The organism is Pseudomonas sp. RIT-PI-r, assembly GCF_001297015.1.
In the GTDB taxonomy this organism is placed as follows: domain Bacteria; phylum Pseudomonadota; class Gammaproteobacteria; order Pseudomonadales; family Pseudomonadaceae; genus Aquipseudomonas.
Genome location: NZ_LIGE01000042.1, coordinates 1 through 12,738, shown reverse-complemented (window position 1 = coordinate 12,738; position 12,738 = coordinate 1). Strand labels below are relative to the sequence as shown.

The 12,738-nt window shown below is 59.3% G+C and carries 10 protein-coding genes; 7 read left to right on the top strand and 3 right to left on the bottom strand.

All coding sequences use genetic code 11. From position 1 onward, the window contains the following. Positions 1-9: 9 nt before the first annotated feature. From AK821_RS25175 to AK821_RS25160, 4 genes are all read left to right on the top strand, one after another. Positions 10-1,359, top strand: a complete 1,350-nt coding sequence (locus AK821_RS25175) for an APC family permease (protein WP_064392543.1) — start codon at positions 10-12, stop codon at positions 1,357-1,359. A 117-nt stretch (positions 1,360-1,476) separates the two neighbouring features. Continuing rightward, positions 1,477-2,493: an arginine N-succinyltransferase gene (locus tag AK821_RS25170; protein ID WP_064392541.1), complete on the top strand. Its 1,017-nt coding sequence runs from the start codon at positions 1,477-1,479 to the stop codon at positions 2,491-2,493. A 61-nt stretch (positions 2,494-2,554) separates the two neighbouring features. Continuing rightward, the gene (astA, locus tag AK821_RS25165; protein WP_236708337.1) at positions 2,555-3,742 is read left to right on the top strand and encodes an arginine N-succinyltransferase; all 1,188 of its coding nucleotides are present in this window, start codon (positions 2,555-2,557) and stop codon (positions 3,740-3,742) included. Between the two features lie 71 nt (positions 3,743-3,813). Beyond that, the gene (locus AK821_RS25160; RefSeq protein ID WP_064392540.1) at positions 3,814-4,683 is read left to right on the top strand and encodes an isocitrate lyase/PEP mutase family protein; all 870 of its coding nucleotides are present in this window, start codon (positions 3,814-3,816) and stop codon (positions 4,681-4,683) included. A 133-nt stretch (positions 4,684-4,816) separates the two neighbouring features. Here AK821_RS25160 and AK821_RS25155 read toward each other — a convergent pair whose 3' ends face one another. From AK821_RS25155 to AK821_RS25145, 3 genes are all read right to left on the bottom strand, one after another. Beyond that, positions 4,817-5,119: a hypothetical protein gene (locus AK821_RS25155; protein WP_038369113.1), complete on the bottom strand. Its 303-nt coding sequence runs from the start codon at positions 5,117-5,119 to the stop codon at positions 4,817-4,819. Between the two features lie 560 nt (positions 5,120-5,679). Next, entirely contained in the window at positions 5,680-6,918 is a 1,239-nt protein-coding gene (locus AK821_RS25150) for a M20/M25/M40 family metallo-hydrolase (protein ID WP_064392538.1), read from the bottom strand. Between the two features lie 209 nt (positions 6,919-7,127). Then, entirely contained in the window at positions 7,128-8,201 is a 1,074-nt protein-coding gene (locus tag AK821_RS25145; RefSeq protein WP_064392536.1) for a diguanylate cyclase, read from the bottom strand. A gap of 177 nt (positions 8,202-8,378) precedes the next feature. On the opposite strand from AK821_RS25145, the gene AK821_RS25140 reads away from it, so the two are divergent. The 3 genes from AK821_RS25140 to hglS all read left to right on the top strand — a co-directional run bounded on the left by AK821_RS25140 (position 8,379) and on the right by hglS (position 12,283). Then, positions 8,379-9,833, top strand: a complete 1,455-nt coding sequence (locus AK821_RS25140) for a flavin-containing monooxygenase (protein WP_064392533.1) — start codon at positions 8,379-8,381, stop codon at positions 9,831-9,833. A 21-nt stretch (positions 9,834-9,854) separates the two neighbouring features. Further along, entirely contained in the window at positions 9,855-10,784 is a 930-nt protein-coding gene (locus AK821_RS25135; RefSeq protein ID WP_064392531.1) for an alpha/beta fold hydrolase, read from the top strand. A 119-nt stretch (positions 10,785-10,903) separates the two neighbouring features. Next, positions 10,904-12,283 carry a 2-oxoadipate dioxygenase/decarboxylase HglS gene (gene hglS / locus AK821_RS25130; RefSeq protein ID WP_064392529.1) on the top strand — a complete coding sequence of 460 codons (1,380 nt, stop codon included), beginning with the start codon at positions 10,904-10,906 and terminating at the stop codon, positions 12,281-12,283. The last annotated feature ends 455 nt before the right edge of the window (positions 12,284-12,738 follow it).

Below are 12,738 nucleotides of genomic sequence, written 5' to 3'. Positions count from 1 at the left end.
TTGCGCTTCATGGAAATTGAAGAATTCGGCTACAAGCAAGAGTTGAAACGTAGCCTGACGCTCACCGATCTGGTGGTGTACGGGATGATCTTCATGATCCCCATCGCCCCGTTCGGTGTGTATGGCTACGTCAATGCCGAGGCACCGGGAATGGTGCCGCTGGCGTACATCATTGGCATGATGGCAATGCTGTTTACCGCGTTGAGCTACGGCAGCATGGCCCGCGCCTTTCCGATTGCCGGCTCGGTGTATTCCTACGCACAGCGCGGCCTGAATCAACACGTCGGTTTCATCGCCGGCTGGCTGATGCTGCTCGATTACCTGCTGATTCCGCCGTTGCTTTATGTGTACGCAGCCATGGCGCTCAACCATTTGTATCCGGACATTCCGAAGGTCGGCTTCATTCTGGCGTTCCTGGTCAGCGCCACGTTCGTCAACCTGCGCGGCATCACCTTCACCGCACGGATGAACATCATCTTCCTGCTCGCGCAACTGGTGGTACTGGGGATCTTCCTGTTCTATGCCTGGAACGCCCTGCACAACGGCGGGGGTAACGGCGAGCTGACCCTGGCGCCGCTGTATCACCCGGAAACGTTCAACTTCGCCCTGCTGATGCAAGCGGTGTCGATTGCGGTGCTGTCGTTCCTCGGCTTCGATGCGATCTCGACGCTCGCTGAAGAAATCAAGGGTGATCCGGGCAAGAGCGTCGGCAAAGCGGCGTTGATCACTCTGGTGGTCATGGGCGTGATTTTCGTTGCGCAAACCTGGATTGCCAGCGATCTGGCAGCCGGTATGGGCTTCAAATCCGCTGACACTGCGTTCTATGAAATCGCCGAAATCGCCGCCGGCAGTTGGCTGGCGACTCTGACGGCTGTCGCGACTGCACTCGCCTGGGGTGTGGCCGTGGCGATCACTTCGCAAGCCGCGGTCTCGCGTCTGCTGTTCGGCATGGCCCGCGACGGCAAACTGCCGAAAATGCTGGCCAAGGTGCACCCGAAACACAACACGCCGTACCTGAGCATTTATCTGGTGGCGGTGCTGTCACTGGTGATCTGCTACCTGTTCATCAACTCGGTCGACACCCTGACGTCCCTGGTCAACTTCGGCGCACTCAGCGGTTTCATGCTGCTGCACCTGACCGTGATCAACTACTACTGGCGTCGGCAAAAGTCCGGTCAGGTTGTGCGTCACCTGATCTGCCCGGTCATTGGCTTCATCATCGTTGCGGCCATCATGTACAACATGGGCGTCGATGCGCAGAAACTCGGCCTGATCTGGATCGTTCTGGGCCTGGTGTACCTGTTCTTTCTCAACAAGCTCGGCGCCAGTACCGCGTTGCCTGACCCGAGCAATGGCTGACAAGAAAAAGAGCGGCGTCTGACAACAAATCAGGCGACCGCCGATTTAACGCGTGGAAACCGACAGTGATAGTCAGGTTCGTGAATTCGCCGAACCCTTTGATACAGGAGTGCATCCATGCTGGTCTTACGCCCAGTCGAGCCAACCGACCTGCCGCAATTGCAACAACTGGCCCGCGACAGCATGGTCGGAGTGACCTCGCTGCCGGATGACAGCGAGCGCCTGTGCGACAAAATCGCCGCGTCCTGCGCCTCGTTCGACAGCGCGGCACGGACGCAGGGGCCGGAAAACTATTTTTTCGTGCTGCAAGATTGCAACACGCAGCGTCTGGTCGGTTGCTCGGAAATTCTTGCCAAGGCAGGTTTTAAAGAGCCGTTCTACAGCCTGCGCAATCGCCATTTCACCAGTGCCTCGCGCGAGCTGAACATCGAACACGGTGTGCCGGCATTGTCGCTGTGCCATGACCTCAACGACCATACGCTGCTGCGCGGTTTTCACATCGACAAAGCGCTGGTCCGCACGCCGTTCTCGGAATTGCTTTCGCGGGCGCGCCTGTTGTTCATTGCCGCCCATGCGCCCTGTTTTGCCGAAGCGGTGATTACCGAAATCGTCGGGTACAGCGATGAACACGGCCATTCACCTTTCTGGGATGCGCTGGGCAAGCACTTCTTCGACCTGCCGTACGTTGAGGCCGAGCGCCTGTGCGGGTTGCAGAGCCGCTCATTCCTCGCCGAACTGATGCCGCAATACCCGATTTACGTACCAATGCTGCCGCAGGCGGCGCAGGAGTGTATCGGGCGCATTCACCCGGATGGGCAAGAGGCGTTCGACATCCTTGAGCGCGAAGGTTTTGAAACCAACAGCTACATCGACCTGTTCGATGCTGGCCCGACCCTGTATGCGCGCACCGCGAATATCCGTTCGATTGCCCGCAGCCAGACGGCCCCGGTGCAGCAGTTGCCAGAAATCGATGCGCGTGGCCGCTATCTGTTGAGCAACGACGCGTGGCGTGGCTACCGGGCCATCGTTGCCGAACTGGATTACCAACCCGATCAACCGCTGTCCCTCACTCCTGCAATGTGTGCGGCGCTGAACGTAACCGATGGCAGCCAGATACGGCTGATTGCCCTTTGAACCGCGCCCGGTTCCGCAGCCAACGAGCGTGCCCGAACAGGCGCGCAGAAGGAGTTACAGCATGATTGTTCGCCCGGTCAACGTCAGCGACCTGCCTGCATTGATGACACTGGTTCAACAAGCCGGCCCGGGATTCACCACCCTGCCGGCCAACGAAGATCGCCTGGCCCACCGCGTGCGCTGGGCGCAACGAGCGTTCGCCGAGCAAGTGGAGCGCGCCGATGCCGATTATCTGTTCGTCCTCGAAGACGACGATACGCGCGTGGTTGGCGTCAGCGCGTTGGCCGGCGCGGTTGGCTTGCGCGAACCCTGGTACAACTATCGGGTCGGACTGACGGTGAGTTCGGCGCCGGATCTGGGTATTCAACGGCAGATCCCGACGTTGTTCCTCAATAACGAACTGACCGGGCAATCGGAACTGTGCTCATTGTTCTTGCGCCACGATCAACGCACCGGCAGCAACGGCCGTCTGCTGTCACTCGGGCGCTTGCTGTTCGCCGCCGAGTTCCCGTACCTGTTTGGCGAGAAGATGATCGCCGAACTGCGTGGCAGTGCCGATGAAAAAGGTTGTTCGCCATTTTGGGACAGCCTCGGCCGGCACTTTTTCCAGATGGACTTCAGCCACGCCGATCATCTGTCAGGGCTGGGCAACAAGGCGTTCATCGCCGAATTGATGCCGCGTCAGCCCCTCTACACCTGCCTGCTCACCGCACAGGCACAGGCCGCCATCGGGCAGGCGCATCCGAATACCGAGCCGGCACTGAAAATCCTTCAGGCCGAAGGCTTTGCCCACAAAGGTTATATCGACATTTTTGATGGCGGCCCGGTCATTGAAGCGCCGCTGCGCAACATCCGTACCGTGCGTGACAGCCTCGAACTGACCCTGAGCCTCGGCACCCCGGACGACCTGGCGCCGCTGTGGCTGCTTCACAACCGTCGCCTGGAAAACTGCCGCATCACCGTCGCCCGCGCCCGTCGAGCCGGCCGCAGCCTGGCGATCGCCCGCATGACAGCCCAACGTCGGCACCTCCAGCCGGGCAATTCGGGGCGCGCGGTGATGCTCCCCAACCAACAGCGACAGGCGGTGGCGGCCCGTCCCGCCCCCCCCCCTCAATCCATGCAGTCAAGCTGTTACCTGCCCCCTCCATACGGCCAAATTTCGCCCGATCAGATTAATCCTTTCAGCAAAGCGCTCATCGGCAAACGTCAGCCTTGCAAATTCGTCATGATCCTTGACCCATTCGCGTGATAGCCTTTTCATTCTTCGGCGTTGACACATTTGCTCAAGCCTTTCCATTCCTTTGTATTGGTGGAACTCGTATGACCAGGCTTTCTCATCAAGATTTGCGCCGTAGTTTCCGTCAGCTGCTGGCCTCCGACACCTGCTATCACACCGCTTCGGTGTTCGACCCGATGTCCGCCCGCATTGCCGCTGACCTGGGTTTTGAAGTGGGAATTCTGGGCGGTTCCGTCGCTTCGTTGCAGGTGCTGGGCGCACCGGACTTTGCCTTGATCACCCTGAGCGAGTTCGCCGAACAGGCCACCCGCATCGGCCGCGTCGCCCAACTGCCGGTGATCGCCGACGCCGACCACGGTTACGGCAACGCCCTCAATGTGATGCGTACCATCGTCGAACTGGAACGCGCCGGCGTCGCCGCCCTGACCATCGAAGACACCTTGCTGCCTGCCCAGTTCGGGCGCAAATCCACCGACCTGATCACCGTCGCCGAAGGTGTCGGCAAGATCCGCGCAGCGCTGGAAGCCCGGGTCGATACGGAAATGGCGATCATTGCCCGGACCAACGCCGGCATTCTGCCGAACCAGGAAATCATCAGCCGCACTCGCCAGTATCAGGCGGCCGGGGCTGACGGCATCTGCATGGTCGGGATTCAGGATTTTGATCAGTTGGAACAAATCGCCGAACACCTGACCGTACCGTTGATGCTGGTGACCTACGGCAACCCGGCGTTGCGCGATGACAAACGTCTGGCCGAACTCGGTGTACGCGTGACCATTGATGGCCATGGCGCTTATTTTGCGGCGATCAAAGCGACGTACGATAGCCTGCGCGAACAGCGGCAGATTTTTACCCAGGCTTCGGACCTGAGCGCGACCGAGTTGACGCACACCTATACCCAACCGGAGGAATACATTCTCTGGGCCAAGGAATACATGAGCGTCAAGGAGTGATGGATTGGCCGGGCTGACGCCATCGCGAGCAGGCTCACTCCTACAATTGATCAGTGCTGAACACAAATACTGTGTGCACTGAAGATCTACTGTAGGAGTGAGCCTGCTCGCGATAGCAACAGCCGCTACACCGCTAAACCGGCGTCTTGTAAGCCTCTTCCCGCTGCACCGCCCGCGCCTGAATCACATTCAGAATCGCACAGCCCTCGCGCATCAACAGATGCACCGCGCTGGTCACCCGCGTCAGATCACAATCGGAAATGCCCTTGAGGTTGAGACTGGCGAAGGTGTCGGCCAGATCGCGCACGACCACAAACCGGTGCATCGCACAGGCGGCCATGTCGCTGAGTTCTGAGTGGGTATTGAGGAAGAGCACCGGGGATTCGGCGTCGTAGGTGTCGATGGGGAGGAAGCGGGGCATTACTTGATCACACATTGGTATAACTCCTGTAATGAGAGAGCTACCACCAGTCGCGGCCAAACGAGGAAGGTGGCAGCCGTACGCGGGTTGGCCGACCGGATACAGGAACCGGCACACCCGAAGGTGTCCCACGCACAGCCGCCATAACACAACATCACAGACAAACATCGACTGAATATGTTGGGCAGACTGTACGTCTCTGTATCGACCGGCCAAGGTCGTTCGCGGTGTTTTTCCGCGAGCCCGAACTATAGGGGTCGATACCGAAATGCGGCAACAGGGTACGTTGTAGGAAACGTCTTGGAAAGTTGTACGCCGTCCGCGACTTCCACTTTTCCCACAAAAGCCCCTCACCCTAGCCCTCTCCCGGAGGGAGAGGGAACCGATTGGGGGATGCTCGGGATCTACGCCGACGTGAGAGATCGCGTTGAATGCAAGTTTGAATTCAACTTGATCTGCCGGTTGCCACATGGACCACAAACAACGCGGTCAGTCCCCTCTCCCTCTGGGAGAGGGTTAGGGTGAGGGCAAATGCACCTGACACCCCTCCCGCATCAGTCACACCACAAACCCACTCACATCGGCTTGGCCAACTCCATAATCATCCGCGACAACAAATAAATCCGCGGTGCCACGCTCGCCACTTCAGCGTATTCCTCCGGCGTATGAATATTGCCGCCCACAATCCCGAAGCCATCCAGCGTCGGCGTGCCAACCCCGGCGGACAAACTCGCATCCGCCGCGCCCCCACTGCCCTCCTCGGTCAACTTGCGGCCAATCTCGCCGTAGATCCCCTGAGCCATGGCCATCAGGCGATCCGACTCGGGCGTCTGCGGCATCGGCGGCAAGCCGCGCTGCAACGAAGTCTTCACTTCCGTCTCAGCAATCAATTTGTCCTGCGAGACCCGCGCCAGATCCTTCTCGATCCGGTCAAACTCCTCCGGCACCGCCGCGCGCACGTCAGCCTTGGCCGTGGCTTGATCGGGAATCACATTGGTGCGGTCGCCGGCCTTGAGCACGGTGAAATTGATCGTGGTTTTTTTCGCCTCGTCGCCGAGTTTGCCCAGTTGCAGAATCTGATGCGCCGCCTCCATCGCGGCGTTGCGCCCCAACTCCGGCGCAACGCCCGCGTGTGCGGCTTTACCCTTGACCTCGACCAGCGCCGTCGCGCTGCCCTTGCGCCACACCACCAAACCATCGGCCGGGCGCCCCGGCTCCAGATTGAGCGTCACGTCGTGCTGTTTGGCGGTTTCCTTGATCAGGTCGGTGGCGACGTCCGAGCCGGTTTCTTCACTGGCGTCGAGCAGGAAGGTGATTTGCGCGTAGTCCTTGAAGTCGAGGTTTTTCAGGACTTTCAGCGCATAGATCCCGGCGACGATGCCGCCCTTGTCATCCATCACCCCCGGCCCGTAAGCACGACCATCCTTGATGTGAAACGGCCGCTCGGCCGCCGAACCTTCCTTGAACACCGTGTCCATGTGCGCCATCAGCAGGATTTTCGCCTTGCCGGTGCCTTTGAACGTCGCGAGTACATGGTTGGATTTTTCCGGCGTGTTGGGCACCAGTTCGATGGTGGCGCCGAGTTTTTTCAACTCATCGATAGCAATGTCGCTGACTTGCTTGAGGCCGGGCTCATAGCCAGAACCGGAGTCGATATTGACCAGCCGTTCCAGCAGCTTCAGGGCTTCTGGCTGGTATTGTTCGGCATCGGCGAGCACTTGTTTGTGCGGTTCGGCGAGGGCATGAGCAGCGGAGAAAGCGAGAGACAGGCCGAGGCTGGCGGCCAGCAGGGAGCGAGAAAATGAGCACGTCATGAAGCGATCCTTGTTTCGCGTCGGGGGGATTTAACCGTACCCGACATCGGCGCGCGGCTCTACACCGAATGCGACCTCCTCCAGATCGACACCGAACAAATTTGTAGGAGTGAGCCTGCTCGCGATAGCACTCTGTCAGTGACATTGATGGTGACTGACACAATGCTATCGCGAGCAGGCTCACTCCTACAGGGGATTTTGGTCAGGGCTCAAACCGAATCCAACAACGTCCGCCGGGGCTTGCCATCGCAATTGCAGATCACCCGGTTGCGCCCGCTCGCCTTGGCCTCGTACAACGCCTGATCGGCATCATTGAGCCAGCGTGTCGCGTCGGCATGCGCCGGATCGTACGCCGCCAGGCCAATACTCAAACTGACCTTCAACGCCGGATTCTGCTCATAACCCAGAATCGCGAAACGCTCGCGCAATGCCTCCATGGCCTGCGCGGCGTTGAACAGTGGCAGATCCGGCAAAATCACACAGAACTCATCACCACCGTAGCGCCCCGCCACATCGGTGGCCCGCAGGTTCTGCTTGAGCAACTTGCTCAACTGGCGCAACACGATGTCGCCGGCAACATGGCCGTAGGTGTCGTTGATCGCCTTGAAGTGATCGATGTCGATCAACGCAATCGCTGCGCCCTGCTTCTGCCGCTTGCAACGCTGAAAAGCGATCTCCAGTTGATCCTTCCAGGCGCCGTGATTGAGCAACCCGGTCAGGCTGTCAGTGCGGCTCAGGGCAAGCAATTCGCGTTTATGCCGACCGAGGGTGTAGGCCTGGCGAAAGCAGATCCAGCCCAGCGCCAACGGGTACAGCAGCAGTAACGGGAAACAGGCGTACATTTGTGCAGGCGTGGTTTGCGGAATGAATGCCGGAGCAAACACCACCAGCCCGACGCCGACCCCGAGCAACTGCGCCGCAGAGCCTGCCAATAGAAAGCGTGAACCACCGATTGCGACGTTGTTCATCGCCATCATTGAAATGGTCGTGGCAGTGGGCAGCGGATTGAAATGCATGGCGGCAAGCCAAAAGCCGCCGAAAAAGGCATCGATCAACAGATTGCGGTGTTCAGCGTGGTAAGGAACCCGGGCGCGGCGTGCCCATTGAAACGCCAGATGCGGCCAGACCAGGCCGTTGAAGAACATCAGCGCCCAGACCCACAGCGGCGGATCGAGCGAGTACATCGCCACGCTCACGCACACGAGCCCGAGAATCAACCCGAGGATGCGCGATGTATAAAGCCTCCTGGCCAATGAAAGTCCCTTTCCTCCGGTATTTCCCATAAGGACCTCGATCACGCACACCGCAGGACGGATGTGCTGGAAGTCTAACAGGGCGACGTTAAATAGCCATCACCGGCCAGCGGGCTGAATAGAGCGACATCAGGGCCGCACGCAGTGCAAATATTTGGCTATACATGAAAGGAGCAAAATGGAAAAACAACTATAAGAAGGAGGCCCATGCACACCTATCACGTGTTGATCATCGGCAGCGGTTTTGGCGGTCAATGTGCTGCGGTCAACCTGCTCAAGGCCGGGATCGACGATTTTCGCCTTCTGGAGCGGCGGGACTTTTTTGGCGGCACCTGGTGCCAGAACACCTACCCCGGCGCGGCGGTGGACGTGCCGTCGCCGCTGTATTCGCTGTCGTTCGCGCCGTACCGCTGGTCGCAGATGTTCGCCGGGCAGGCCGAACTGCACCGCTATACCGAGCATGTCATCGAGCAATTCGGGCTGCGCGAACGTGTGGAGCTGCAAGCCAATGTCGAGCGTATCGAATGGGACGACACGGAAAAACGCTGGAACGTGCACACCGCCAGCAAAGGCACCTTTTATGCGCAGTTCCTGATCAATGCCACTGGGCCATTGAGCCAACCGGTCATCCCGCACTTTCCCGGCCAGGATCGCTTTCAAGGCAAGACTTTTCATACAAACAATTGGGATCACAGCTACGACTACCGCGGTAAACGTGTGGCGATTGTCGGCAGCGGCGCCAGTGCCGTGCAGGTGATTCCGGCGATTGCGCCGCAAGTCGATCACCTACACGTGTTTCAGCGCACGCCACACTGGGTGCTGCCCCGCGCCGATCGTCAGTTCGGGCCGCTGCAACGCTGGCTGCTCGGCCTGAAACCCGCCTACAAACTGTTGCGCTGGCTGATTTACTGGCAATTCGAAACCCGGGTCATCGCGTTCAAATACTCGAAAGCGGCGATTCACATGGTCCAGCAGCACGCCCTGCGCTTTCTAAAACGCCAGGTGCCGGACCCGGTGCTGCAAGAAAAACTCACCCCGGACTTCACCATTGGCTGCAAACGGGTGCTGGTTTCCAGCACCTATTACCCGGCGCTGAGTCGCGCCAACGTCACATTGCATACCCGCGAGCAAGGCATCGCTTCCATTGACGAAACCGGAATCAACACCGAGGACGGTCAGCACATCGATGTTGATCTGATCGTCTGGTCGACCGGTTACGACGCCACCGACGGGGTGATTTCCTACCCGGTCAGCGGAAAAAACGCCGTGCAACTCAGAGAGGTCTGGGCGCAATACCCGCGCGCATATCTCGGCACCAGCCTGCCGGACTTCCCCAACCTGTTTATCGTCACCGGGCCCAACACCGGCATCGGCCACACCTCGGCGCTGTTCATCATCGAGTCGCAGATGAACTACATCCTCGACTGCATTCGCACCGTGCAGGCGAAGGGTTTGCGCAGCATCGAAGTGCGCCGTGATGCGGAACGTACCTACACTGAGATGATTCATCGGGAGATGGAGCGCACGGTATGGAAGTCCGGCGGTTGCCACAGTTGGTATCAAAGCAAGAGCGGTCATGTGATCGCGATGTTTCCCGGCTTCAGTTTCAGCTATCACCGCTTGACCCGAGCGCTGAAACCGGCCGACCACATTCTGTCCTGAACACGTAAAAGGAAGACGTCGATGCTTTTGCTGTTTGTCGCCCTCGCGGTTTTCGTGGCCTGGAGCTGGTTGAGTTATCCGGCGGTCGGTCATTGGCTGTACGACCTGAACATGGCCATCGAGGCCAAGTTGTACAAATTGCACAAGATCGAAGTGCCGATCGCCGAGATGACCGTCTCGACCTGGCAAGGAGGGCCGTACGAAGCAGCCAGCGCGATTCTGATGCTGCATGGCTACAGCGCCGACAAGAACCTGTGGCTGCGCTTTTCCCGGCACTTTGTGCGCCAGTATCGGGTGATCATCCCGGACCTCGCCGGCCACGGTGAAACCGGCTTCAAGGCTGGCGGCGGCTACGACATTCCGTTGCAGGCCAAGCGCATGATTCAACTCCTCGACGTCTGCGGCGTGGAGAAGGTGCATGTCATCGGCAATTCGATGGGCGGCTACATCGCCGCGTGGCTGGCAGCGACCTACCCGGAGCGAATTGCCTCGGTGGCATTGATCGACCCGGCCGGAGTTACGGCACCCGAAGCCAGCGACATGGAACGCCATCTGGCACGCGGACATAACCCCTTCCTGATCAACTCCCGTGAGGAATTCCGGCGTTTTTATGCGATGACCATGTCGTCGCCGCCGTGGGTGCCCGGCCTGGTGCTGGACGCGATCGCGCAGCGCTACGAACAACAACGCGATGATCTCGAGGAGATCTTCCGCGATTTTCGCGCCAGCCCGCCGATGGAGCCGAAACTGGTCGACATCAAATGCCCGGCGCTCTTGCTTTGGGGGCGCAAGGACCGGTTGATCGACGTCAGCAGCGTGCCGATCTGGAGCAAAGGCATCGCCAATCTGCAGGTGGAAGTCTGGGAAGGCGTGGGCCACATGCCGATGGTCGAACATCCGGCAAGCACTGCGCGCTTGTATCGGCAGTTTCTCGGGCAACAGGCACACTGACAGAATGCGGGATCAGTCATTGGCAGAATGAAGTTCGTAGGATTCTTCGTTTGCCGACGTCGGCGAAGGCTGCGATCTTTTCCAGCATCCTTTACGTGACCGTGGCAGGAATTTTTTTCATGACCGTGCAGCCTTTCGTCAGCCCCGATCTGATCCGCCAGCGCTTCTCCAAAGCGATGTCCGACATGTACCGCGAAGAAGTGCCGCTGTACGGCGCACTGCTGGAACTGGTCGAGCAGACCAACCGCGACGTGCTCGAACGCGATCCGCCGATCGCCGCACAACTGCACAGCACCGGGGAAATCGAACGGCTGGGCATGGAACGCCATGGGGCGATTCGCGTCGGCACCGCCAGCGAATTGGCCACCCTCGCCCGCCTGTTTGCAGTGATGGGCATGCAACCGGTGGGTTACTACGACCTGACGCCAGCGGGTGTGCCGGTGCATTCCACGGCATTTCGCGCGGTACATGAGGACGCGCTGCAGATCAGCCCGTTTCGAGTGTTTACCTCGTTGCTGCGTCTTGAATTGATTGAAGACCCCGAACTGCGCGCCTTTGCCGAATCGGTGTTGGCCAAGCGAACGATCTTCACCCCTGCCGCCCTGCAACTGATCGAACGCGCCGAAACGGTCGGAGGCTTGAACACTGACGAGTCTGAGGAGTTTGTCCTACAGGCACTGGAGACCTTTCGCTGGCATCACAGCGCAACGGTCACCGCTGCGCAGTACCAGACGCTGAGCGCCCAGCACCGCTTGATCGCCGACGTGGTCGCCTTCAAAGGCCCGCACATCAATCACCTGACACCGCGCACCCTCGACATCGACATCGTTCAAGCACAGATGCCGGCCCATGGCATTACGCCGAAAGCAGTCATCGAAGGCCCGCCGCGCCGGCAGTGTCCGATCCTGTTGCGCCAGACCAGCTTCAAGGCGCTGGACGAGCCCGTCGCCTTCACCGACCAGAACAAATCCCGTGGCAGCCACAGCGCGCGCTTCGGCGAAATCGAACAACGCGGCGCGGCGCTGACGCCCAAGGGCCGTGCGCTGTATGACCGTTTGCTGAATGCCGCGCGAGATGAGCTGGGAGACTTCCCTAACGAGGGCAACGCCGCACGCTACAACGCGCTGATGACCCGGCACTTTGGCGAGTTCCCTGACAGCGTCGAAGGCATGCGTGAGCAAGGGCTGGCGTATTTTCGCTATTTCGCTACGGAAAAAGGACTCGCGACAGGTAGTCTCGCGCAGACCTCGCTGGAGGATTTGCTCCGCGATGGCCATGTGAAAGCGGAGCCACTGGTGTACGAAGATTTCCTGCCGGTCAGCGCGGCGGGGATTTTTCAGTCGAACCTCGGCGATGCTGCGCAGACGCATTATGGCGAGCACTCCAATCGGCAGGCCTTCGAGCGGGCGTTGGGGCGAACGACCATTGATGAGTTGGGGTTGTATGCAGCGACGCAGCAGCGTTCGATTGATGAGTGTCTGACCCAATTTGCGCGTTAAAAAATCAAAAGATCGCAGCCTGCGGCAGCTCCTACAGGAAAAATACATTCCAAATGTAGGAGCTGCCGAAGGCTGCGATCTTTTGATCTAAAAGTTTTAATCAGCCGCCTCGACCCAAATGATGGCGCGTAGCCACCGTGCGCAAGAAGTTGCGCACTTGTTTTGTAAAAAAGCCTGATAAAACCGCTGAAAGCCACGTCGCACAAGGTCTGCAGCCAAGTGCGCAAGAAGTTGCGCAGTACTGCGCAACTTCTTGCGCACTTTCGCCTTGATCCCTCCGTTTTTTTCGCCACTCCGCCCGTAAAAAACCGCCATCACCCCGGCCCGCAAGGGCGGCGCATTTGTTGGCACGCTCCTTGATAACAGTCAGCCACCCACCGGGCGATTTCGCCTCCCGGGCACCTTAAATTATTCCGCAAGGAGAGCACCCCATGGCAACACCAGCGTACATGTCG